Source organism: Leucobacter sp. OLIS6 (genome assembly GCF_002752355.1).
Lineage (GTDB): Bacteria > Actinomycetota > Actinomycetes > Actinomycetales > Microbacteriaceae > Leucobacter.
In genome coordinates, this window is the sequence record NZ_MRAV01000014.1 from 651,713 (window position 1) to 674,909 (window position 23,197).

The 23,197-nt window shown below is 70.1% G+C and carries 22 protein-coding genes and 1 tRNA gene; 4 read left to right on the top strand and 19 right to left on the bottom strand.

Features of this window, described 5'->3' with window-relative positions; translation table 11 throughout:
- The first annotated feature begins 48 nt into the window (after nt 1–48).
- Nucleotides 49–654 (top strand): DUF4126 domain-containing protein, encoded by a 606-nt coding sequence (locus tag BMH31_RS13235; RefSeq protein WP_099724840.1) that lies wholly within the window; start codon nt 49–51, stop codon nt 652–654.
- Between the two features lie 239 nt (nt 655–893).
- On the opposite strand, the gene rpsA is transcribed toward BMH31_RS13235, so the two are convergent.
- Nucleotides 894–2,339 (bottom strand): 30S ribosomal protein S1, encoded by a 1,446-nt coding sequence (gene rpsA / locus BMH31_RS13240; RefSeq protein ID WP_099724839.1) that lies wholly within the window; start codon nt 2,337–2,339, stop codon nt 894–896.
- A gap of 215 nt (nt 2,340–2,554) precedes the next feature.
- Nucleotides 2,555–5,182, bottom strand: a complete 2,628-nt coding sequence (polA, locus tag BMH31_RS13245) for a DNA polymerase I (protein ID WP_199069937.1) — start codon at nt 5,180–5,182, stop codon at nt 2,555–2,557.
- A 111-nt stretch (nt 5,183–5,293) separates the two neighbouring features.
- On the opposite strand from polA, the gene BMH31_RS13250 reads away from it, so the two are divergent.
- Nucleotides 5,294–5,746: a hotdog fold thioesterase gene (locus tag BMH31_RS13250; RefSeq protein WP_099724837.1), complete on the top strand. Its 453-nt coding sequence runs from the start codon at nt 5,294–5,296 to the stop codon at nt 5,744–5,746.
- Between the two features lie 76 nt (nt 5,747–5,822).
- On the opposite strand, the gene BMH31_RS13255 is transcribed toward BMH31_RS13250, so the two are convergent.
- A complete protein-coding gene (locus BMH31_RS13255; protein ID WP_099724836.1) occupies nt 5,823–6,428 on the bottom strand; it encodes a response regulator in 606 nt (201 codons plus the stop codon).
- 82 nt (nt 6,429–6,510) lie between these two features.
- Between BMH31_RS13255 and BMH31_RS13260 the strand changes: the two genes are divergently transcribed.
- A tRNA-Leu gene (locus tag BMH31_RS13260) sits at nt 6,511–6,592 on the top strand.
- A gap of 4 nt (nt 6,593–6,596) precedes the next feature.
- Here BMH31_RS13260 and BMH31_RS13265 read toward each other — a convergent pair.
- The 15 genes from BMH31_RS13265 to rpe all read right to left on the bottom strand — a co-directional run bounded on the left by BMH31_RS13265 (nt 6,597) and on the right by rpe (nt 20,373).
- A complete protein-coding gene (locus BMH31_RS13265; RefSeq protein WP_099724835.1) occupies nt 6,597–7,946 on the bottom strand; it encodes a hypothetical protein in 1,350 nt (449 codons plus the stop codon).
- Nucleotides 7,943–9,226 (bottom strand): ATP-binding protein, encoded by a 1,284-nt coding sequence (locus tag BMH31_RS13270; protein ID WP_099724834.1) that lies wholly within the window; start codon nt 9,224–9,226, stop codon nt 7,943–7,945. The genes BMH31_RS13265 and BMH31_RS13270 overlap by 4 nt, the downstream gene beginning before the upstream one ends.
- A gap of 99 nt (nt 9,227–9,325) precedes the next feature.
- Nucleotides 9,326–10,786 (bottom strand): pyruvate kinase, encoded by a 1,461-nt coding sequence (gene pyk, locus BMH31_RS13275; protein ID WP_099724833.1) that lies wholly within the window; start codon nt 10,784–10,786, stop codon nt 9,326–9,328.
- 46 nt (nt 10,787–10,832) lie between these two features.
- A complete protein-coding gene (gene lgt, locus BMH31_RS13280; protein WP_099724832.1) occupies nt 10,833–11,777 on the bottom strand; it encodes a prolipoprotein diacylglyceryl transferase in 945 nt (314 codons plus the stop codon).
- A 131-nt stretch (nt 11,778–11,908) separates the two neighbouring features.
- Nucleotides 11,909–12,706: a tryptophan synthase subunit alpha gene (trpA, locus tag BMH31_RS13285; protein ID WP_099724831.1), complete on the bottom strand. Its 798-nt coding sequence runs from the start codon at nt 12,704–12,706 to the stop codon at nt 11,909–11,911.
- Nucleotides 12,703–13,926, bottom strand: coding sequence for a tryptophan synthase subunit beta (gene trpB / locus BMH31_RS13290; protein WP_099724830.1), 1,224 nt, complete (start codon nt 13,924–13,926; stop codon nt 12,703–12,705). The genes trpA and trpB overlap by 4 nt, the downstream gene beginning before the upstream one ends.
- Before the next feature lie 20 nt (nt 13,927–13,946).
- The gene (gene trpC / locus BMH31_RS13295) at nt 13,947–14,717 is read right to left on the bottom strand and encodes an indole-3-glycerol phosphate synthase TrpC (RefSeq protein ID WP_099724829.1); all 771 of its coding nucleotides are present in this window, start codon (nt 14,715–14,717) and stop codon (nt 13,947–13,949) included.
- A 1-nt stretch (nt 14,718) separates the two neighbouring features.
- Nucleotides 14,719–14,952: a DUF6704 family protein gene (locus BMH31_RS13300; protein WP_099724828.1), complete on the bottom strand. Its 234-nt coding sequence runs from the start codon at nt 14,950–14,952 to the stop codon at nt 14,719–14,721.
- Nucleotides 14,953–15,037: 85 nt separating this feature from the next.
- A complete protein-coding gene (locus BMH31_RS13305) occupies nt 15,038–15,679 on the bottom strand; it encodes a Trp biosynthesis-associated membrane protein (protein WP_241898298.1) in 642 nt (213 codons plus the stop codon).
- Between the two features lie 5 nt (nt 15,680–15,684).
- Nucleotides 15,685–17,229: an anthranilate synthase component I gene (locus tag BMH31_RS13310; RefSeq protein ID WP_099724826.1), complete on the bottom strand. Its 1,545-nt coding sequence runs from the start codon at nt 17,227–17,229 to the stop codon at nt 15,685–15,687.
- A 37-nt stretch (nt 17,230–17,266) separates the two neighbouring features.
- Nucleotides 17,267–17,653, bottom strand: coding sequence for a phosphoribosyl-AMP cyclohydrolase (gene hisI / locus BMH31_RS13315; RefSeq protein WP_099724825.1), 387 nt, complete (start codon nt 17,651–17,653; stop codon nt 17,267–17,269).
- The gene (gene hisF, locus BMH31_RS13320) at nt 17,650–18,444 is read right to left on the bottom strand and encodes an imidazole glycerol phosphate synthase subunit HisF (RefSeq protein WP_099724824.1); all 795 of its coding nucleotides are present in this window, start codon (nt 18,442–18,444) and stop codon (nt 17,650–17,652) included. Before hisF ends, hisI begins: the two co-directional genes overlap by 4 nt.
- Before the next feature lie 13 nt (nt 18,445–18,457).
- A complete protein-coding gene (hisG, locus tag BMH31_RS13325) occupies nt 18,458–19,297 on the bottom strand; it encodes an ATP phosphoribosyltransferase (protein ID WP_099724823.1) in 840 nt (279 codons plus the stop codon).
- Between the two features lie 105 nt (nt 19,298–19,402).
- Nucleotides 19,403–19,666: a phosphoribosyl-ATP diphosphatase gene (locus BMH31_RS13330; RefSeq protein ID WP_099724822.1), complete on the bottom strand. Its 264-nt coding sequence runs from the start codon at nt 19,664–19,666 to the stop codon at nt 19,403–19,405.
- Between the two features lie 44 nt (nt 19,667–19,710).
- Nucleotides 19,711–20,373, bottom strand: coding sequence for a ribulose-phosphate 3-epimerase (gene rpe, locus BMH31_RS13335; protein ID WP_099724821.1), 663 nt, complete (start codon nt 20,371–20,373; stop codon nt 19,711–19,713).
- Between the two features lie 74 nt (nt 20,374–20,447).
- Between rpe and BMH31_RS13340 the strand changes: the two genes are divergently transcribed.
- On the top strand, nt 20,448–21,845 hold the full coding sequence (locus tag BMH31_RS13340) for a hypothetical protein (RefSeq protein ID WP_099724820.1): 1,398 nt from the start codon (nt 20,448–20,450) through the stop codon (nt 21,843–21,845).
- Between the two features lie 15 nt (nt 21,846–21,860).
- Here BMH31_RS13340 and BMH31_RS13345 read toward each other — a convergent pair whose 3' ends face one another.
- Nucleotides 21,861–23,183 (bottom strand): MFS transporter, encoded by a 1,323-nt coding sequence (locus tag BMH31_RS13345; protein ID WP_099724819.1) that lies wholly within the window; start codon nt 23,181–23,183, stop codon nt 21,861–21,863.
- Nucleotides 23,184–23,197: the final 14 nt, after the last annotated feature.

Sequence of the window (23,197 nt, forward strand, 5' to 3'; positions counted from 1 at the left end):
TCTAGGGCCGGGCGATGCACGGAATGCGGAGCCGCATAGGCTGGAGCCATGCTCGAGCTGATCACCGGCGGCGTCCTCGCCGTCTCCGCGGGACTGAACGCGTATATTCCGCTGCTGGTGCTCGGCCTGCTCTCCCGCTTCACCGAGCTGGTCCAGTTGCCCGCAGGCTGGACCTGGCTCGAGAACGAGTGGACGCTCGGCATCGTTGGGGTGCTGCTCGTGGTCGAGATCCTGGTCGACAAGTTCCCCGTTCTCGACACCGCCAACGATGTGCTGCACACCGTGATCCGGCCCGCATCCGGCGGGCTCGTGTTCTCGGCCGGCGCGAAAGCCGACACGGTCGCGGTGACGGATCCGGCGCAGTGGGTGGAGAGCGGCCAGGTGTGGCCGTTCGTGCTGGGCATCGTCATCGCGCTGATCCCCCACCTGCTGAAGGCGATCGCGCGGCCCGTGCTGAACGCGATCAGCGCCGGGCTCGCCGCGCCCGTGACGAGCACCCTGGAGGACATCGGGGCGGTGCTGCTGGCGGTCCTCGCCGTCGTGGTCCCCGTCCTCGCCCTCGTCTGCGTCGTACTGCTGCTGTGGTGGCTGGTCCGTCGCCTGCGCCGCGCGTTCCGCCAGCGCGCGGAGCGCAGGGCCGCGGCGATCGCGTAGTCGCGCGCCCCGCTCCCACGAAGGAACCCCTCCTCGACGAGGGAACCCCTTTTCGCTGTCCGACATGCCGTGCTCTCGTCGATGCCCCGTGCCGTCGTCGACGACCCGTTCACCCGTCGACGACCCGTTCACCCGTCGAACGGCATCCGCACAGCCGCCCCGGGAACGCCGAAGGCCCGGCCCCCGCAATGGGGAGCCGGGCCTTCGTCATGACTCGCTTCGCTTGCGCGAAGTCGGGCTTAGTTGCCCTCGAGCTGCGCCTTCAGAGCGGCGAGAGCCGCGTCATCGGCGAGCGCGCCGGTCGAGGACGAGTCGCTCGAGAAGCTCGAGGACGGTGCGTCGACGGCGGGAGCTGCAGCAGCCTCGGCGATCGAAGCGGCGACCTGCTTCTTGTGAGCCTCCCAGCGCTCCTGGGCCGCAGCGTACTCCTGCTCCCACTTCTCGCGCTGCGACTCGAAGCCTTCCTTCCACTCCTGAGTCTCGGGATCGAAGCCCTCGGGGTACTTGTACTCGCCGTTCTCGTCGTACTCCGTGGTCATGCCGTACAGAGCCGGATCGAACTCGGTGCCCTCGGGGTCGACGCCCTCGTTGGCCTGCTTGAGGCTGAGCGAGATGCGGCGACGATCGAGATCGATGTCGATGATCTTGACGAAGACCTCCTGGCCGGCCGAAACGACCTGCTCAGCGAGCTCGACGTGCTGACCCGACAGCTCCGAGATGTGCACGAGGCCCTCGATGCCGTCCGCGACGCGAACGAACGCGCCGAAGGGGACGAGCTTGGTGACGACGCCCGGGGCGATCTGACCGATCGCGTGGGTGCGGGCGAAGACCTGCCACGGGTCCTCCTGGGTCGCCTTCAGCGACAGCGAGACGCGCTCGCGATCCAGCTCGACCGAGAGCACCTCGACGGTGACTTCCTGGCCGACCTCGACCACGTCGGACGCGTGCTCGATGTGCTTCCACGACAGCTCCGAGACGTGCACGAGGCCGTCGACGCCGCCGAGATCGACGAACGCACCGAAGTTGACGATCGACGAGATGACGCCCTTGCGGACCTGGCCGGGCTTGAGCTCGGCGAGGAACGACGAGCGGCTGGCCGACTGCGTCTCCTCGAGGAGCGCACGGCGCGACAGCACCACGTTGTTGCGGTTCTTGTCGAGTTCGAGGATCTTCGCCTCGAGCTCCTGGCCCAGGTACGGGGTCAGGTCGCGCACGCGGCGCAGCTCGATGAGCGAAGCGGGGAGGAAGCCACGGAGCCCGATGTCGACGATGAGGCCGCCCTTGACGACCTCGATGACGGTGCCGGTGACGACACCCTCGTTCTCCTTGATCTTCTCCACATCGCCCCAAGCGCGCTCGTACTGAGCACGCTTCTTCGACAGGATCAGGCGGCCTTCCTTGTCCTCCTTCTGGAGCACGAGTGCCTCGACGGAGTCGCCGACCTCGACGACCTCACCGGGGTCGACGTCGTGCTTGATGGACAGCTCGCGCGAGGGGATGACACCCTCGGTCTTGTACCCCACGTCGAGGAGGACCTCGTCGCGGTCGATCTTCACCACGGTGCCCTCGATGAGGTCGCCGTCGTTGAAGAACTTGAGGGTCTTTTCGACCGCTGCAAGGAAGTCTTCGGCCGAGCCGATGTCGTTGATCGCGACCTGCTTGCTCTCGGTCGTTGCGTTCGTCATGTAAATGATCTCCAGAATGGACAGGAAGTCGGGCGGACGTGCGAAACACCTTGCGAACCCGAAAGTTCGAAGCGCACGCCCGCGATTGGCATGGTTGAGTCGCCACAGTTGTGACCACATCATCTTACTCAGGCGACACGCCCGAGATCAACCCCCGTGGCGCTCGGCGCGCCGCGGGGGTGATCTGCCGGGCCGGAGCCCGGCAGAGCGTCGGATCAGTGCGCCGCGGCGTTCCAGTTCGCGCCGCCGCCGACCTGGACGTCAAGCGGCACCGAGAGGTCGGCGGCACCCGCCATCTCCTCGCGGACGATCGCCTCGAGCGCGTCCCACTCCCCCGCGGCGACCTCGAACATGAGCTCGTCGTGGATCTGGAGCAGCATGCGCGAGCTCATGTCGGCTGCGCGCATGCGCTGCTCCACCTGGATCATGGCGCGCTTGATGATGTCGGCGGCGCTGCCCTGGATGGGCGAGTTCAGCGCCGCGCGCTCCGCGTTCTCGCGCAGCGCGCGGTGCGGACTCGTGAGATCGGGGAACGGGCGCCGACGCCCGAAGATGGTCTCGGTGTAGCCGTCGACCTTGGCCTGCTCCACGACCGAACGCAGGTAGTCGCGCACGCCGCCGAACCGCTCGAAGTAGTCGACCATGAGCTGCTTGGCCTCCGCGCCCGAGATGCCGAGCTGTTTCGAGAGGCCGAACGGCGAGAGACCGTAGGCGAGGCCGTACGACATGGCCTTCACCTTCGCGCGCATCTCGCTCGTGACCTCTGCGGGCTCGACGCCGAAGATGCGGGAACCCACGAAGCGGTGAAGGTCTTCGCCGGCGTTGAACGCCTCGATGAGCCCGGCGTCGCCCGAGAGATGGGCCATGATCCGCATCTCGATCTGCGAGTAGTCGGCCGTCATCAGCGTGTCGAACTCGGGCGCATGCGTGAAGCCCTCGCGAATGCGTCGCCCCTCTTCGGTGCGCACCGGGATGTTCTGCAGGTTGGGATCGGTCGATGCGAGACGCCCCGTGCTCGCACCGATCTGCACGAGCGTCGTGTGGATGCGGCCATCGGTCTGCACCGCTTTGACCAGGGTCTCGATGATCTGGCGCAGCTTGTTCGCGTCGCGATGCGCGAGCAGCGCGTCGAGGAACGGGTGCGGGTTCTTGACCTGCAGGTCGGCGAGCGCGGCGGCGTCGGTCGTGTACCCCGTCTGGGTCTTGCGGGTCTTGGGCATGTCGAGCTCTTCGAAGAGCACCTGCTGCAGCTGCTTGGGCGACGAGAGGTTGACCTCGTGCCCGATCGCATCGAAGGCCTGCTGGGCGAGCGCGGCGACCCGGTCGCGCAGCTCCGCCTCGTGCGACTGCAGCAGCGGCAGGTCGATCTCGACGCCGCGCTGCTCGAGCACCGCGAGCACCGGCAGGAGGGGCAGCTCGATGTCGGTGTAGACCTCGCCCGTGCGCTCGGGGAACTTCGAGACCACGGCGTCGTGCGCCCGGAGGATGTACCAGGCGACAGTGCCCGGCCCCGCCGCAGCGTCCTCGTCGGGCACGAGCTGGTTGGGATCGGGCTCGGGCATGTCTTCGCCAAGGTACTTGCGCACCGTGCTGGCGAGCGACTTCTCGGCTGCGAGCGGCCAGACGAGCCAGGCCGCGAGCAGGGTGTCGCCCACGATGCCGCCGATCCCGACGCCCGTGCTCGCGATCGACCGGATCTGCGACTTCGCGTCGAAGAACACCTTGGGCGCGTCGCTCCCGAGCCAGGCCTCGAAGAGCGCGTAGTCGCGCCCACCGGGGATCCAGTGCAGCTCGACGGAGCTCTCGAGTGTGGCGAGTCCGACGTCATAGCCCTCGCCGACCGCGGTGATGTTCACCGCGGGTCGCTCGGCCTTGCGCAGCCAGTCGTCCAGCTCTTCGTCGAGCAGCAGCTTCGCCTCGGGTGCGGTGGGCACCTCGGCGATCGCTGCCGCGGTGGTCGCACCGCCGCTCGGCACCTCGGCACCGGCGAGCTTGCCGACGCGTTGCAGCAGCGTGCGGAACTCGAGCTTCGCGAAGACCTGCTGCACCGCGGCCATGTCGATGTCGCCGCGCTCGAGCTCGTCGAGGGTGACGTCGAGCTCCACGTCGCGCACGAGCCGGTTGAGGCGTCGGTTGCGCTCGGCGAGGTGCGCGTTCTCGCGCAGGCTCTCGCCGACCTTGCCGCCGATCTCGTCCTGGCGGCGCAGCACCTCCTCGAGGGAGCCGAACTGGTTGATCCACTTGACCGCGGTCTTCTCGCCGACGCGCGGGATGCCGGGCAGGTTGTCGCTCGTCTCGCCGACCAGCGCCGCGATCTCGGGGTACTGCTCGGGGCGGATGCCGTAGCGCTCCATGACCTTCTCGGCGTCGTAGCGCGTGAGCTCGCTCACGCCCTGCTTCGACGGGTAGAGCAGGGTCACGTTGTCGTCGACCAGCTGGATCGTGTCGCGGTCGCCCGAGACCACGAGCACCCGGTAGCCGGCCTGCGCGCCCTGCAGGGAGAGCGTCGCCAGGATGTCGTCCGCCTCGTAGTTCTCCTTCTCGATGGTCCGGATGCCCATCGCGTGCAGCGCCTCCTGCAGGAGCGGGACCTGGCCCTTGAACTCGGGCGGGGTCTCGCCGCGGGTGCCCTTGTATTCCGGGTACTCCTCGGTGCGGAACGAGTGCCGCGAGATGTCGAAGGCGATGGCCAACGAGTCGGGGTTCTCGTTGCTCAGCAGGTTGATGAGCATGGAGATGAAGCCGTGGATGGCGTTGGTGTGCTGGCCCGATGCGGTCTGGAAGCTTTCGACCGGCAGCGCGTAGAACGCGCGGAAGGCCAGCGAGTGGCCGTCGATGATCATGAGAGTAGGCTGAGGCGTATTCGACACGTGCCCAGCCTACAAGCCGCCTCCGACATCGGCAGGGGCGTTCGGCAGGCGGTGCGGCGCGGCCACCCCGAGCAGAGGACACGCATGCCCGAGACGACCAGCGGAGCGAGCTTCGAGCAGATCCCGACCGGCACCGACGAGGGGCTCGCCTACATCGAGCAGCACGGCCTCGGAGTGCTCGCGCAGCGCATGGGCGTGCGCATGACCGAGTTCTCGCGCGAGCGGGCTGTCGCCACCATGCCGGTCGAGGGCAACACGCAGCCGTTCGGCATCATGCACGGGGGCGCCTACGTGGTGCTCGGCGAGACGCTCGGCTCGATGCACGCCAACTTCGTAGCGGCCGAGGGCACCGTGGCCGTCGGCGTCGACATCAACGCGACCCACACCGGATCCGCCGCCGAGGGCCTCGTGACGGGGGTCTGCACGCCGATCCACCTGGGGCGCAGCATGTCGGTGCACGAGATCGTCATCACCGACGAGCGCGGTCGCCGCTGCTCGACGGTGCGCATCACGAACTTCACCAAGCAGCTGCGCTGAGCCAGGCACCGGCGGACGCGCTGAAACGAGGAACGCCCCGGCCGTCGGCCGGGGCGTTCCTCGTTTCAGCGATCGCTCAGTCCTTCTTGGGCCCGAGCTGATCGATGATGGTCTTCGCGACGTCCTGCATGGTGAGGCGGCGATCCATCGAGGCCTTCTGGATCCACCGGAACGCCTCGGGCTCGCTGAGGCCCATCTTGTCGTTGAGGATGCCCTTGGCGCGGTCGACGAGCTTGCGGGTCTCGAAGCGCTCGGCCAGGTCGGCGACCTCGGACTCGAGAGTCACGATCTGCTGGAAGCGCGACAGCGCGATCTCGATGGCCGGGATGAGGTCGGCCGGGGTGAAGGGCTTCACGACGTAGGCCAGGGCGCCGGCCTCGCTCGCCCGCTCCACGAGCTCGCGCTGGCTGAACGCGGTCAGCAGCACGACGGGGGCGATGTGGTCCTTGTTGATGCGCTCGGCCGCGGAGATCCCGTCGAGCTTCGGCATCTTCACGTCCATGACCACGAGGTCGGGGCGCAGCTCCTCGACGAGGCGGACCGCCTCCTCGCCGTCGCCGGCCTCGCCGACGACGTCGTATCCGTTGTCTCGCAGCGTCTCGACGATGTCGAGACGGATCAGGGATTCGTCTTCGGCGACGACGACGCGTCGCGCGGTGCTCGTGCTGCTCTGGTCATTCACACCACCAGCCTACGGTATTCTGAACCACGCTGCCTGCGGGAACCCGACGCGAGTCGGACTCCGCCCCGGGCACGCGGCACCAGCCGGATTGGTGGAATTGGCAGACACGGCGCACTCAAAATGCGCTGCCGAAAGGTGTGGGGGTTCGAGTCCCCCATCCGGCACTTCTCAGCGGACGGGCGTTCCGCCCTCCGCGCTGCCGGAGGCGTCGCCCGCGACGTGTCCCGCGGGGCGCGGATCCTCGCCCCCGAACGCCGCGACGCGATCCCACAGCCAATCGGCGATGCTCGGGGCCGCCTGCCGATCGGGCGCGCCGTCGCGCCGCTGCAGGAGCCGGCCGCCCGGCCCCTCGATCAGGTAGCCGCCCGCGTCGTCGGTGAGGATCAGCGTGAAGTACTCGTCCTCGGTGCTCCACTGCGGCCAGTCCTCCGGCGATCGTTCGATCCGCTCCTCCATGTCGGCGACCTCTGCCGAGGTCATGAGGCGGAATCCGCCCGCGATCCCCCAGGCGTCTCCGCTGCCCGGGCGCTGCCCGTCGTGCCAGGCGAGGATCCTCCCCTCGCCGCGGCTCTCACTCGCGGCCTCGCCATCGAGGGGATCCCGCATCGACTCGGCGAGTTCCGCAGGCATGACCCCGTCGAGAGCGGCGAGCGCTTCCTCGATCCCGGTACCGAACATCTGGTCGCGCAGGATCCGCCAGGCGATCTCGCCCATGCCGGAGGCCCGCAGCACCTCCATGGTCGCGTCCCCCCGCTCCACGGGGTTCAGGAACGCGCGGGCGACCGTGAGCCCGCCCTGAGCGATCTCGTCGGTCGGATCCTCGCTCAGCACGCCGCGCAGCAATTGCTCGGCCTCGGCCGGCCGGTAGTCGTAGAGGTAGGCGTACGCCAGCGTCGTGGCGAGCAACGGCTCCCCGGGATCCGCGGCCAGGGCCTCCTGCGCCGCGGGCAGGAACCGCGACGGATGCGCGCCCGTGCCGAGCAGCCGGGTCGCCCGCTGGCCGAGCGCATCGGCGTAGCGTTCCGGATCCTGCCGTGCCGCCATCTCGACCGCTTCGTCGATCCGGTCCCATCCGCCGGCGGGATCCCCTGTGAAGACCAGGGCGCTGCCGAGATCCATGACGTCGAGCCATCCGGGTTCGGGGTCCTCGCGCAGGGCGAGCTCGGCGAGTCGGCGCGCCTCCGCGAACCGCCGGTCCGAGAATTCGAGATCGCGCAGCTTCTTGACCGCGTTCACGTACTGCCGGTCCCGTCGCGCGACGAGACCCTGCAGCAGCTCCCGGGCCGCCTCGATATCGCCGCACGCCTCGCGGTGCAGGGCGAGGAGGATGATCATGCCGGTGAACTGCGGCTCCCGCTCGAGCACGCTCCGGGCGAGCTCGGCGATGCGCGGGTGCTCGGGACGCACGTCGTAGAGCTCCCAGGCGAGGTCGCGGTCGTGCTCGATCGACGCGCGCAGTGCGTCGTCCGGATCGTGCACCGGGGAGCCGCCCTGCCCGCCCGGGTTCCACCGGATCATCGCCGCCCCCGCTTGACGCGGTAGGCGCGCAGCTGCTCGAAGGTGCCGTCGTCCGTGCCGTAGTCGAGCACCGGGGCGATCTGCTCGAACCAGGCCCCCGTCGACGGCGTGACCGCGGCAGCGGCGGACAGCAGGACCCGCGTGGTCACCGGCACGATCGCCCCTGCACTCATGGACGCCGCCATGGACTGCTGCAGGCCGACCCGCGCCACCTGGGCGATGTCGGCGCCCGAGAAGCCCTCGGTCGCCGCGGCGACCGCGATCGCGTCGACCCCGTCGGCGGGCTTCCCGCGCAGCTCCCCCTGCAGGATCGCCGCGCGTGCCACCGCGTCCGGCGGGAGCACCACCACCGTCTTGTCGATGCGCCCGGGTCGCCGCAGCGCGGGGTCGATGTCCCACGGCCGGTTGGTGGCGGCCAGGAAGTACACGCCGTCGTTGTCGCTGGCGACGCCGTCGAGCTCCTCGAGCAGCTGGGTGACGATCATCCGCATCGAGTGCGCTCCGCCTCCCCCGGAGGCGCGCCGGCCGCCGAGCGCGTCGAACTCGTCGAAGAAGATCACGCACGGTGCCGCCGCGCGCGCGTCCTCGAAGACGCTCTGGATCGCCTTCTCGCTGTCGCCGATCCACTTGCTCAGCAGGTCGGCGAGCGTCACGTGGATGAAGGACGCGCCGAGATCTCCCGCGATCGCCTTCGCGATGAATGTCTTACCGCACCCGGGCGGGCCGTACATGAGCAGGGATCCTCCCGGCCGCTGGCCGAAGGCGGCCGCGAGCTCGGGGTTGCGCAGCGGCGCGAGGAAGGTCGCGTCGAGGTGCTGCTTCACCTCGGCGAGACCGGCCACATCGGCGAGGGTCACGCTCGGGCGCTCCGCATCCCAGAGCCCGGCCGAGGCGCGGGGACCACCGATCGCGGAATCCTCGTTCGTCGGCACGGGGACGGGCATCGGAGCCGGGGACGGCGCCGGCGGCGCGACCGGAGCCGGAGGCTCGTGCGGCACGGCGGAGGACTCCGGGACGGCGCCCGCGGAGGCATCGGGAGTCCCCGATGCCTCAGGCCCCAACCCACCTCCGGAGCGCAGCCGCGCGGCCATGATCCGAGCCCGCATGAGCCGCGACCGCGCCGGATCACCGCCCGAGGCATCGAACACGGCGAGCTCGTGGGCGGCGCGATCCGGCTCCCGTTGCAGGAGCAGCGTGATGAAGTCCTCCCGCAGCGCGAGATTCTGGGGGTCGGCCTCGACCTCCTGCGCGATCACCTGGAGGAAGTCGTCCTCGTCCATGCGGTCTCCTTCGCCTCGTTGCGCCCAGTCTGCCAGACCGTGAACGACGAACGCCCCGCGAACCATCGGTTCGCGGGGCGTTCGTTCGGGCCCGTGGGCTCAGGCGTCGTCGAGGTGCTTACGCGGCCCGGCTTCGGGCAGCAGGCCCACCGTCTCGCCCATGCGGTGCACCCGGAGCGTGTTCGTGCTTCCGATCACCCCGGGAGGGGATCCGGCGATGACGAGCACCTTATCGCCGACCTCGACGCGTCCGGTGCCGAGCAGCACCTCGTCGACCTGCGCGAACATCTCGTCCGTCGAGCCGACGCGCGGCACGTCATAGCTGTCCGCGCCCCAGGTGAGCTCCATGCGGCGGCGGATCGCCGGGCTCGGAGTGAAACCGAGGATCGGGATCGGCTTGCGCAGCCGCGACATGCGGCGCACGGTGTCGCCGGACTCGGTGAAGACGCAGATGAACTTGGCGCCGATGAAGTCGGCGACCTCGGCCGCGGCGAGGGTCAGCGCACCGCCCTGCGTACGGGGCTTGGTGCCCAGCGGGTCGATCCGGTCGAGCGCGTGGTCCTCGGTGGCCTCGATGATGCGGGCCATGGTCGCGACCGCTTCGCGCGGGTATGCGCCCACGCTGGTCTCACCCGACAGCATGACCGCGTCGGCGCCGTCGAGGATCGCGTTCGCGCAGTCCGAAGCTTCGGCGCGGGTAGGGCGCGGGTTCTCGATCATCGACTCGAACACCTGCGTGGCGACGATCACGGGCTTCGCGTTCCGACGGGCGAGGGCGATCGCATCGGTCTGCACCAGCGGGACCTGCTCGAGCGGGATCTCAACCCCCAGGTCGCCTCGGGCGACCATGATGCCGTCGAAGGCCGCGACGATCTCCTCCAGGTTCTCGACCGCCTGCGGCTTCTCGATCTTCGCGACGACCGGAAGGCGGATGCCCTCCTCGTCCATGATCTCGTGCACGCGGACGATGTCGGCCGCGTCGCGCACGAAGGACAGGGCGATGTAATCGACCCCGAGCTTGAGCGACCAGCGCAGATCGTCCTCGTCCTTCTCGGACAGCGCCGGCACGTTGACGGCCACGCCGGGAAGGTTGATGCCCTTGTTGTTCGAGACCGCTCCGGGGATCTCGACGACCGTGTAGACCGTGTCCTCCGTGACGCGCACGGCGCGCAGGCCGACCTTGCCGTCGTCGACGAGCAGCGGATCCCCCGGCTTGACGTCGCCGGGCAGGCCCTTGTGGGTGGTACCGCAGATGGTGCGGTCACCCACGATGTCGCGCGTGGTGATGGCGAACTCGTCGCCCTCGGCGAGATCGTAGGGCCCGTCCTCGAAGGTCGCGAGACGGATCTTCGGCCCCTGCAGGTCGGCGAGCACCGCGATCGGGCGACCGACCTCGGCCTCGGCACGGCGGATGTTGCGGTACACGCCCTCGTGCACGTTGTGCGTGCCGTGCGACATGTTGAGCCGGGCGACGTTCACTCCGGCCCGGATCAGCGACAGCGTGTGGTCGTAACTCGATACCGCCGGCCCCCACGTGGCGACGATCTTGGCATGGCGCATGCGTGCTCCTCTGTATTCGTGGGTGGTCCGCCCGCGCTGCCCCGCGTCAGACGGTGTCGCTCGACGCCGCGGCGGGCTGCCGCTTGCGGTCGAGAACGTGATAGAACGCCTCGGGATCGCTCGTGAGCTCGTCGATCGAGTCCTGCGGGTTGCGACGCCCGGGCAGGTAGACGGACGACTCGATGCCGACGTGGCGCTTACGCTGCACGAGGATGATCACGATGCCGATGACGACCGCGACGAGCGCCGCGAAGACGTTGGTGCGCAGGCCGAGGATCACGAGGCTCGGATCGACGCGGATCGACTCGACGAAGGCGCGCCCGATGCCGTACCAGATGAGGTAGCAGCCGAAGAACATGCCCCAGCGCGGCTTCCACCTGCGCTCGATGAGCAGCAGCACGCCGATGCCGACCAGGTTCCAGACGATCTCGTACAGGAAGGTCGGGTGGAACAGCGTGCCCTCGGGCAGGCCGATGGGGAACGCCGGGTTGCTCGACTCGATCTGCAGACCCCACGGAAGCGTGGTCGGCCCGCCGAAGAGCTCGTGGTTGAACCAGTTGCCGAGGCGGCCGGCCGCCTGCGCGAGCAGCAGACCGGGAACGAGTGCGTCGGCGAAGGACCAGAAGCGGATCCCGGTGAGGCGCGAGGCGATGAGCACGCCGATGCCGCCGCCGATCAGGGCGCCGAAGATCGCGATGCCGCCGTTCCAGAACGCGAAGACGTCGAGGAAGTTCTTACCGGGACCGAAGTAGTCGCCCCAGTGCGTGAGCACGTGATACGCGCGGGCGCCGACGATGCCGAGCACGACCGACCACACGAGGAAGTCGATGACCGCGCCGCGCTCGCCCCCGCGACGGCCGAGACGGCGCGCGGTCCAGATGCCCGCGAGCACGATGCCCACGAGGATGCACAGTGCGTAGAAGCGGATCTGCAGCGACCAGATCTGCACGAACTGCAGGTCGGGGCTCGGGATGCTCAGCGGGTGAATCATTCACTCCTCTTTCACGGAACTGGAGCGGAGCCTCGCCCCGCCTGTCGCGCCCGGGCCCGACGGGCCCGGTCGCATTCGAATTTCATCCTAGTCGGCGTCGCGGACGCCGGGTGCGCACCCGGACGGTGCGCTCAGCTTCGCGCGGTGCCCGCCGCGATGTCGCGGACCACCTCGGAGAGCCGGTCGACTCCCCCGTCGCGCAGCGCGCGGACGAAGGCGGTGCCGACGATCGCACCGTCGGCGTAGTCGAGTGCCGCGGCGACCTGCTCGGCTGTGGAGATGCCGATGCCGACGCAGGCGAGGTCGGCGCCCTGGGCCCGCAGGCGGGCCGTGAGCTCGCGCGCCGCTGCATCGAGCTGGGCGCGCTCGCCCGTGATGCCCATGGTCGACACGGTGTAGACGAAGCCGGTGGTCGAGCGGGTGACGAGCGCGAGGCGCTCGTCGGTCGAACTGGGGGCCGCGAGGAACACGCGGTCGAGACCGAGGCGCTCGCTGATCCCGATCCACTCGGCCGCGGAGTCCGGCGTGATGTCGGGCGTGATGAGCCCGGCGCCGCCCGCCGCGAGCAGGTCCTCCGCGAAGCGCTCCACGCCGTACTGCACCACCGGGTTCCAGTAGGTCATCACGAGGATCGGCACGTCGACCGCCTCGCGCACCCGGCGGATCGCCTCGAAGACGTGCGCCACCCGGAATCCGTCGGCCAGCGCGGTCTGCGTCGCCTCCTGGATGATCGCGCCGTCCATCACCGGATCGGAGTAGGGCAGGCCGAGTTCCAGCACGTCCGCGCCGCTGCGGGCCATCGCGATCGCCGCGGCGACGCTCGTGTCGAGGTCGGGGAAGCCGACGGGAAGGTATCCGACGAGCGCGCCCCTGCGCTCCTGCTTCGCGGCGCGGATCGCCCGAGCCACCTGGGATTCGTGGGCGCTCATCCGTCCATCTCCGCATCGTTCTCGCCGAGCAGGCCGAAGTACCGGCCCGCCGTCGCCATGTCCTTGTCGCCGCGGCCCGAGAGGTTCACGGCGATGAGCCCGTCGGGGCCCAGCTCCTTGCCGATGCGGATCGCGCCCGCGAGCGCGTGCGCCGACTCGATCGCCGGGATGATCCCCTCGGTGCGGCTCAGCAGGCGCAGGGCCTGCATCGCCTCGTCGTCCGTGGCCGGGATGTAGTCGGCGCGTCCGATGTCGGCGAGCCATGCGTGCTCGGGTCCGACGCCCGGGTAGTCGAGGCCCGCCGAGATCGAGTGCGACTCGATGGTCTGGCCGTCCTCGTCCTGCAGCACGTAGGTGCGGGAGCCGTGCAGGATCCCGGGGCGACCGCGCTCGATCGAGGCCGCGTGCTGGTCGGTGTCGACACCGGCACCGGCCGCCTCGACCCCGTACAGCTTGACGTCGGGATCGTCGATGAAGGCGTCGAACATACCGATCGCGTTCGATCCGCCGCCGACGCAGGCCACGACGGCATCGGGCAGCCGCCCGGCCTTCTCGAGCAGCTGCGCCCGGGCCTCCTCGGAGATGATCTTCTGGAAGTCGCGGACCATCGCGGGGAACGGGTGCGGGCCGGCCGCGGTGCCGAAGATGTAGTTGGTGCGGTCGACGCTCGCGACCCAGTCGCGGTAGGCCTCGTTGATCGCGTCTTTCAGCGTGCGCGACCCCGCGGTCACGGGGATCACCTCGGCGCCGAGGAGGCGCATGCGCGCCACGTTCAGCGCCTGGCGCTCGGTGTCGACCTCGCCCATGTAGACGGTGCACTCGAGCCCGAAGAGTGCGGCGGCGGTCGCCGTGGCGACGCCGTGCTGGCCCGCGCCGGTCTCGGCGATCACGCGCTGCTTGCCGAGGCGCTTGGTGAGGAGCGCCTGGCCGAGCACGTTGTTGATCTTGTGCGAACCGGTGTGATTCAGGTCTTCGCGCTTCAGGAAGATGCGCGCTCCCCCGGCATGCGCCGCGAAGCGGGGCACCTCCGTGATGGGGGACGGTCGGCCGGCGTAGTCGCGCAGCAGATCCGTGAGCTCGGCCTGGAAGGCCGGGTCGGCCTTCGCCTCGTCGTAGGCGAGGGTGAGCTCGTCGATCGCGGCGATGAGCGACTCCGGCATGAACCGGCCGCCGAACTCGCCGAAGAACGGACCGCTCTGCTCGCGCAACGGATTCGACATCTGTGCCTCCCGGCGGTGGGTCAGACGCTCAGGTAGCTGGCGAGCGTCGCGATGGGATCGTTGGTCACGAGGGCCTCGCCGACGAGCACGGCGTCGGCACCCGCCTCGCGGTAGCGCACCACGTCGGCGACGTCGAGCACCGCCGACTCGGCGACGCGGATGACGCCCGCCGGGATCTGGTCGGCCACTCGGCCGAACAGATCGCGGTCGAGCTCGAAGGTGCTGAGGTTGCGGGCGTTGACCCCGACGAGCTGGGAGCCGAGGTCGACGGCGCGCGCCACCTCATCGGCGGTGTGCGCTTCGACCAGCGGGGTCATGCCGAGCTGCAGCGTGAACTCGTGCAGCCGTTCGAGCGTCCGCTGCGGCAGCGCCGCGACGATCAGCAGCACGAGGTCGGCGCCCGCGGCGCGGGCCTCGAGGATCTGGTACTCCTCGCCGATGAATTCCTTGCGCAGCACGGGGATGCTGACGGCTTTGCGCACCGCCTCGAGGTCGTCGAGCGAGCCCTTGAACCGGCGCTGCTCGGTGAGCACGCTCACCACGCTGGCCCCGCCGGACTCGTACTGGGCGGCGAGAGCCTGCGGCTCGGGGATGTCGGCGAGATCGCCGCGCGACGGGCTCGCGCGCTTGACCTCGGCGATCACGCGGATGTGGTCCGCGGGGGCAAGGGCCTCGAGCGCGTCGAGCGCTGCGGGACGCGCGAGCGCTTCGGACTCCACCTGGGCGGCGGGCCGGGTCTCGCGTCGGACTCGCGCGTCTTCCAGTGAGCCGGCGAGCAGTTGTTCTAACACCTCAGTCGTGCGACTTGACGGCGTACTTCGGTCCGTTCACGCCGAAGCCGGCCTTCGAGAGGATCCAGCCGAGCAGCGCGCCGACGACGACGACACCGACGCTCGCCCACACGAGGGCGGGGATGTTCAGGAAGAAGAACACCGTTCCGGCCGCGATACCGAGCAGCATGACGATCACCGCCGTCCATGCAGCGGGCGAATCGCCGTGTCCGGGGTCTCCGTGGGGGTTCGACATGAATCTCCTCGTTCCGAAAATGTGTCCGTACCAGCCTAGCGCGTCCGCGGAGCATCCGGAGCACGACAGGCAGGCGGGCGGCCGCTTACGCGCGCGGCGCCTCGGGATCGGCCGCCCCGGTCGCGGTGCTCTCCGCATCTTCGTCGGCGTCCGGGTCGGCACCCGAAGGATCGTCGCCGTCGCTCAGCGCGTCCCAGTCGGCGATGCGGTCGGGCTCGTCGCTCTCGACCCGCTTCGTGCTCGTCTCGTACTTGCGACCGGCGGTGGCCCACCGGCCGCTGACCGCCAGCACGAGCACGCCGAGCAGCAAGACGAGCACGCCGAGCGCGGCGGTGACGATCGGCCACACCGTGAGCGAGGTGCCGGCGATCGCGTCCTGCGCGGAGCCGCCGGCCAGGCCGGTGAGCTTGGTCACGCGCGCCAGCGAAGCCGCGGACGGGTCGATCAGAACGGTGATCGCCACCGCCGAGATCCCCGCACCGAGCAGGGCGAGCACGACGCCGAGCACGCGTCGGAAGACCTTGCCCGCGATGGTCAGTGCCAGCGCACCCGCCAGGACGGCCAGCGCGAGCGGCGAGAGCGACTGGTTGAACTCCTGCCCGGTGACCGAGAGGTGGTCCTGTGCCGCCGCGCCCAGTTCGAGCTTGAACGAGGCCCACGGCTGGGTCGCCGAGAGCAGCGCGAGCGCACCGACGAGCCCCAGGCCGGCGATCAGGAGGAGCCGCATCCGCTTCACGAGCGACCTCCGATCGAGCGCAGGGTGTTCGCCACGGCGACCGCCCGCAACGGCGCAGCCGCCTTGTTGCGGGACTCCTGATCCTCCATCTCGGGGACGGAGTCGGCGACGATCCCGCCGCCCGCCTGCACCATCGCGACGCCGTCGCGGATCGTGGCGGTGCGGATCGCGATCGCGAGGTCGGCGGAGCCCGAGAGGCCGAAGTAGCCGACCACTCCCCCGTAGACGCCGCGCTGCACGGGCTCCAGCTCGTCGATGATCTGCAGGGCGCGCGGCTTCGGGGCGCCGCTCAGGGTGCCCGCGGGGAACGTCGCGCGCAGCGCATCGATGGCGTTGCGCCCCTCGCCCAGCTCGCCCTCGACGGTCGAGACGATGTGCATGATGTGGCTGAAGCGCTCGATCCGCATGAACTCGGTCACCTCGACGCTCGACGGGTCGCACACCCGCAGCAGGTCGTTCCGGGCGAGGTCGACGAGCATGAGGTGCTCGGCCCGCTCCTTCTCGTCGGCGAGCAGCTCGCGCTCGTGCTGATGGTCCTCGTCGATGGTCGCGCCGCGCGGGCGGGAGCCGGCGATCGGGTGCGTGATGACGTGGCCGTCGTTGTGCACGGTGACGAGGGCCTCCGGGCTGGATCCGACGACCGAGAACGGCTCGCCGTCCGCGTCCTCGACCGTGAGCAGGTAGAGGTAGGGGCTCGGGTTCAGGTGCCGCAGCACTCGGTAGACGTCGAGCGGATCCGCGGTGCATTCCTGGTCGAAGCGCTGCGAGAGCACCACCTGGAAGATGTCGCCGTCGACGATGTAGCGCTTGGATCGTTCGACGCCGGCCAGGTATTCGGCCTCGTTCGTCAGCCGACGGGCCGTGGGCATCGCCGTGCGGTCGAGCTCGCCGAGCGGCGACGCCGCCTGAGCCGCGAGGGTCTCCTGCAGCGCATCGAGGCGCCGCTGGCCCTCGGCCCACTGCGCATCGGCGTCGTCGGAGTGCTGATCGTTCAGCACGTTGACGACGAGGATCACGCTGCCCTCGCGGTGATCGATCACGACCACCTCGGATGCGAAGCTGAGCGACTGGCTCGGGATGCCGGGGCCCTCGGTCGGCCCGTGCTCGAGCCGCTCGAACTGCCGCACGGTCTCCCAGCCGAGGTAGCCCACGAAGCCGCTCACGAGGGGCGGCAGCTGGGCGACCTGCGGCGTGCGCCAGTGCTCGGCCGCGGCGCGCAGCGCCTCGACCGGGGCGAGGTGGGAGACCCCGCCCGGCAGCAGGCGCTCCTCGGGGATGCCGCCCTCGGACGGCACCCAGCGGGCCCGCCCGTCGCGCTCGCTGAGCGAGCCGAACGAACCCGCCCCAACGAAGCTGAACCGGGTCCAGACACCGCCCTGCTCTGCGGACTCCAGCAGGAACGTACCGGGTCGCGAAGCCGCGACCTTGCGGTAGATGCCGACCGGGGTCTCCGCGTCCGCGAACACCTCGCGGCACACGGGAATGACGGTGTGGGTGGTGCGGGCGGCGTCGAAGGCCTCGCGCGTCGTCGTCAGGCTCACCGCCCCAGCTTACCGGTGCGCTCCTGCGCGCTCGCCCCTATTCGGGGTCGCCGACGACGGCCCCGAGGTCGCGCCCGTCGAAGCAGGTCCGCGATCCCGTGTGGCAGGCCGCGCCGATCTGGATCGCGCGCACGAGCAGCGTGTCGCCGTCGCAGTCCATCGCGACCGACCGCACGTACTGCCGATGCCCCGAGGTGTCGCCCTTGCGCCAGTACTCCTGCCGAGAGCGGGACCAGTAGGTGACCCGGCCCGTGCTCAGCGTGCGCCGCGCCGCCTCGCGGTCCATCCAGGCCAGCATGAGCACATCGCCGGAGACGTCGTCCTGCACGATGGCCGGGAGCAGACCGTCGGAGCCGAAGGTCAGCGCGTCGAGCCGCTGCTCGACCGCGGCAGGATCGACCGCGGCGGGATCGTTCGCGGTCATGCCCGTGCCTCCTCGTCGCCGTGCTCGATCAGCCGGACCAGGTGCCCGGCCTCCGCGAGCGCGTGCTTGACCTCGCCGATGGTGAAGGTTCCGTCGTGGAACACCGACGCGGCGAGCACCGCATCGGCGCCCGCGTCGACCGCCGGGGCGAAGTGCTCGAGGCGCCCGGCACCGCCCGACGCGATGACCGGGACCGAGGCCAGCTCGCGCACTGCACGGGTGAGCTCCAGGTCGAAGCCCGCGAGCGTGCCGTCGGCATCCATCGAGTTCACGAGCAGCTCGCCCGCGCCCCGATCGACGACCTCTCGGCACCACTCGAGCGCATCCCGGTCGGTCTCGTTCTTGCCGCCGTGGGTCGTCACCACGAAACCGCTCGGCGTGCGGGGCGAACGCTTGACGTCGAGCGACAGCACGAGCACCTGGGAGCCGAAGCGGTCGGCGATCTCGCCGATCAGCTCCGGACGGGCGATCGCCGCGCTGTTCACGCCGACCTTGTCGGCGCCGACGCCCAGCAGTCGCGCGACGTCGTCGGCGCTGCGCACGCCGCCCCCGACGGTCAGCGGGATGAACACCTGCTCAGCAGTGCGGCGCACCACATCGTAGGTGGTCGATCGGTCGTCGACGGTCGCGGTGACGTCGAGGAACGTCAGCTCGTCGGCGCCCTGCTCGGCGTACTTCGCCGCCAGTTCGACCGGGTCGCCGGCGTCGCGCAGGTTCAGGAAGTTGACGCCCTTCACGACGCGGCCCGCGGCCACGTCGAGGCAGGGGATCACGCGGGTCGCGATGCTCATCTGCAGTCCCCTCCTACAGGCGGGCAGCGTGGATCGCGGTCACGAGGATCGCGCGGGCGCCGAGATCGGCGAGGCGATCCATGACGTCGTTCGCCTCGTCGGCCGAGACCATGACGCGGACCGCCACCCAGCCCTCGTCCTTCAGCGGCGAGACCGTGGGCGACTCGATGCCGCCGGCGATCGCGACGGCCGCGTCGAGGTCGCTCTCGCGCAGGTCGTAGTCCATGATCACGAACTTGCGCGCGACGAGCACGCCCCGCAGTCGGCGCAGCAGACGGTCGACGCCCTCGGGACGCTTCGCCCCGCCGATCAGCACCGCGGTCGATTCGAGGATCACGGGCCCGAAGATCTCGAGCCCGGCCGCGCGGAGCGTCGCGCCCGTCGAGACGACATCTGCGACGGCGTCGGCGACGCCGAGCCGCACCGCCGACTCGACCGCGCCGTCGAGCTTCACGAGGATCGCCTCGATCCCCCGCGCGCGGAGGAAGTCGTCGACGAGCTTCGGGTAGCTCGTCGCGACCCGCTTGCCGGCGAGATCCGCGATGTCGCTGATCTCGTTCGCGGGAGCCGCGAAACGGAAGGTCGAGTCGCCGAAGTCGAGGTGCGCGATCTCGTGCGCCGCCGACCCCGAGTCGAGCAGCAGATCCCGGCCGGTGATGCCGATGTCGAGCGCACCGGATCCCACGTAGGTCGCGATGTCGCGCGGGCGGAGGTAGAAGAACTCGACGCCGTTGCGGGCGTCGGTGTGGACCAGCTGTCGACTGTCGCGCCGGCCGGAGTATCCGGCCTCCGCGAGCATCTCGGCGGCGATCTCTGAGAGGGAGCCCTTGTTGGGCACCGCGATGCGGAGCATGAGTGAAGTTCCTTCCGTGTCGGCCATTGCGCGGCCGGGAGTCTGAATCAGATTCGGGCGGCGAGCGTCAGCGCGGCGTCACGGGAATGCCGTGAGGCGCCGACGCTACAGATGCCGGTACACGTCCTGCAGACTCAGGCCCTTGGCGAGCATGAGGACCTGCAGGTGGTACAGCAGCTGGCTGATCTCTTCGGCGCAGGCGTCGTCGGATTCGTACTCCGCGGCCATCCACACCTCGGCCGCCTCTTCGACGACCTTCTTGCCGATCGCATGCACGCCGGCGTCCAGGCGTGCGACCGTGTCGCTGCCTTCCGGACGGGCGGCGGCCTTCTCGCTGAGTTCAGCGAAGAGCGATTCGAACGACTTCACGGGACCAGCCTAGCGTGTCCGGGACTCCGGTCAGAACTCCACGGTCAGTGCGCGTGCGCCGCCGCGACCTCGCGCAGCTCCGCGATCCGATCCTCGGGCACCCCGCCGTAGACCGCCGAACCCGCGACGAAGGTGTCGGCACCGGCCTCGGCCGCGACGCCGATCGTGCTCGCCGAGATGCCGCCGTCGACCTGCAGGCGCAGCTCGATGCCGTGCTTCGCGCGCGCCTCGGCGAGGCGTCCGAGCTTCGGCATCATGTCGGGCATGAACGACTGCCCGCCGAAACCGGGCTCCACCGTCATCACGAGCACCATGTCGAACTCGGGCAGCAGCTCCAGGTACGGCTCCGGATCGGTGCCGGGCTTCAGCGCGATACCGGCCATCGCGCCGATCTCGCGCAGGCGGCGCGCCAGCGCCACCGGTTCCTGCGCGGCCTCCGCGTGGAAGGTGACCGAGGCGGCGCCGAGCTCGGCGTACCCCGGTGCCCAGCGGTCGGCGTCCGAGATCATGAGGTGCACGTCGAGCGGGATCGGCGAGACCGCCTGGATCCGCTCCACGATCGGCGGGCCCATGGTGAGATTCGGCACGAAGTGGTTGTCCATCACGTCGACGTGCACGAAGTCCGCGGTGCGGATCCGTTCGAGCTCGCGCTCGAGGTTGACGAAGTCGGCGGACAGGATGCTCGGGTGGATGCGCTGCACGGTCACGGATCGATCCTATCCGCGGGCCGGAGCCGCGATGCGGCCCGTGCGCCGCGCAGTGCGCTCGCTATGCTGGCGCCATGGCAGAGGAGCAGGACCCGGAGCCCTGGCGCATCCCCACCGGTCTCGGCGCGCCGCAGGGCCTCAGTCCCTCGCCCGGCATCGCTCCCCCGGGCGGACTGCCCGAACCCCGGCTGAGCGATTGGACGGGGTACGAGCCCGCGGAGGCGACCGACGAGCTCGCGGCCGACGCCGCCGAGCAGGTGCACGAAGCGCTCGGCGTCGACGACGTCCCCGCAGCACCCGAACCGAGCGCGGAGGTTCCCGCGGATCCCGCAGCACCGCCGGTGCAGGCGGCGCCCCCTGCCCCCGCGGCCGCGGCGTCCCCCGCACCTGCACCGGCTCGGGCACGGACCCCCGAAGGCGGACCGCAGCCCGCGGCGACGACGAACCCGATGAAGATCGCGGGCTGGGTGGGAATCGGCGTGCTCGTCATCGGCGCGATGTCGCTGATCGGCAACCTGACGAACAACGACGAGGATCCCGGCGTCGAAGATTCGTTCACCGCCGTCGGGGCGGACACGCCCGAAGGCGCGGTGCAGGAGTACCTGGAGGCGCTCCGCGACGGCGACACCGGGCGGGCCGCCGAACTGCTCAGCTCCCCGGACCCCGGAGTCTTCGAGCATCCTCCGCTCGACCCGTCCGAGCATCCCGAGGGCCGGATCGACGAGGTCGAGGCGGACGTCACCGTGCAGGAGGGCGAGTCGGGAAGCGTTTCGGCCCGCTACACGATGGGCGGCGAAGCGGTGTCGACGGTGATGCAGGTGGAGCGCACCGGCGACGGCTGGTTCATCGCCGAGGGCGGGACCGTGTTCCCCGAGGGGCAGGTGCTCGCAGGGTTCCCGACGACGATCAACGGCGAGCCGATCAGCGGGTCGACCCCGGCGCTGATGCCCGGCGCCTACGAGCTCGGGTTCGAGACGAGCGACTTCTCGCTGCCCGAGGACGAGCGCTCGATCGTGATCCGGCTCGCTGACGCCACGGTCCTCTCCCGGATCGATGCGACCCCGCGGCTCACCGAGGCGGGCGCCCGGCGGTTCACCGAGGCACTGCGATCCGAGCTCGACGACTGCCTCGCCGCGGGCACCCCGACCACCGACTGCGGCATGGACGTGCCGGAGGAGGATCTGCCCGACGGCTACGCGTTCGAGGGCGAGCTGAGCCGATCCCTGTCGAAGGGGTTCGATGCCGTCCTCAAGTCGCATCCGCCGGAGCTCGAAAGAGTCGACGGACGTCTGACCGGCAAGGTCGTGCTTCCCGTGGAGTTCGCCGCGAACGTCGAACTGAGCATCCGCAGCACCGCGGACGGCACGGTCCGGGACGGGCACCTCCGCGATCCCGTGCGCTCGCTGCGCCCGAGCGCCTACCTGAGCTCCGGATCGGTGCTGCTGGACTGGGCCGCGCCCGGTCCCGCCTAGGCGTCCCGCTTCGGGTCACGCCCCTTCGGCGGCGACCGGCCCGACCGCTGGAGCTTCGGAGTAGCTGCGGGAGAGCCGCCGATACGACGACGTCAGCGCAGCTCCGCCCGCGAGCAGGATCGTGACGAGGCCGGTCGCCACGAAGATGAGGGCGATCCCTCGAGCGTCTCCCGTGCCGAGCAGCCAGCTCCAGTCCGCCTGCCCCCGCGGCGTCTCGAGCGCGGGGACGATCCAGAGCGCGGCCACCGGTGCGATCGCGAAAGAGGTGATCGGCGCGGTGCCCGCTTCGAAGGTCATCGCGAAGCCGAAGGCGCGCCCCTGGGATGCGAACGGGACGACGCGCTGGATCACGGTCTGCTCGGCGGCCTCGATCGCGGGCATCACGACCATGAACGACCAGAGGCCGGCGATGAAGAGCCACGGCGCGTCCCGGATGGTGAACGCTGCGCCGATGACTCCGGTGACGGCGACGAGGATCAGCATCGTGCGGATCGGGTTCGCGCCGAGGCCGCGCGCGGCGACCAGCGCCCCGCCGACGATGAAGCCTGTCGAGGCGAGTCCGAAGACGAGTCCCCAGACCTCGACGCTGAACAGCGTGAGCCCGTAGGGGTCGAGCAGCGCCATGAACACCCCGCTCGCGAGGTTGTTGAACGTCGTGAAGATGATCAGCGCCATCAGTCCCGGCACCGCGCGCACCGCTCGGAATCCGCCGCCGAAGTCGACCGCCCGCCGCTCGGGATCCCGCTGGATCTCCGGTTCCGCGACGCGCAGCAGGTGCAGGTGCAGCAGCGGGATCGCCGTGCATGCCGTCGCGATGAGGATGGTCGGCCCCATCCCGAGGAACCCGACGGAGAGACCGCTGAACACGCTCGTCGCGATGAACGCGAGCCCCTGGACGGTGCCGACCAGGCCGTTCGCGTTCGCGTGCCGGTCGGGGGCGACGAGCAGCGTGACCGTGGTCGACAGGGCGAGGTTGCGGAGCACCTCGACCACGCAGCCGGCGAGCAGGATCGTCGAGAACACCCAGAACCAGGGGGCGCCGAAGTCGAGCAGGGTCGCACGCGGGATGCTGAAGAACATGGCGCAGACGACGAGGAACGCGGTCAGCGAGGCCCAACCCGACAGACGCATCACGAAGAGCTTGCGGTACCGGTCGACGAGGCTGCCGAAGTACATCGAGCACGCCGCGATGATGAGCATGTACGCTCCGCCGAGCAGGCCGTTCACGAGGATGCTCTGCGTCTCGATGTACACCCAGAACACCAGGGCGAACCAGAGGAAGTTGGAGGTGAGGTTCGCCACGGCGGTGTTCACCAGCAGGTGCAGGAACGTGCGCATGCGACGGGGAACCT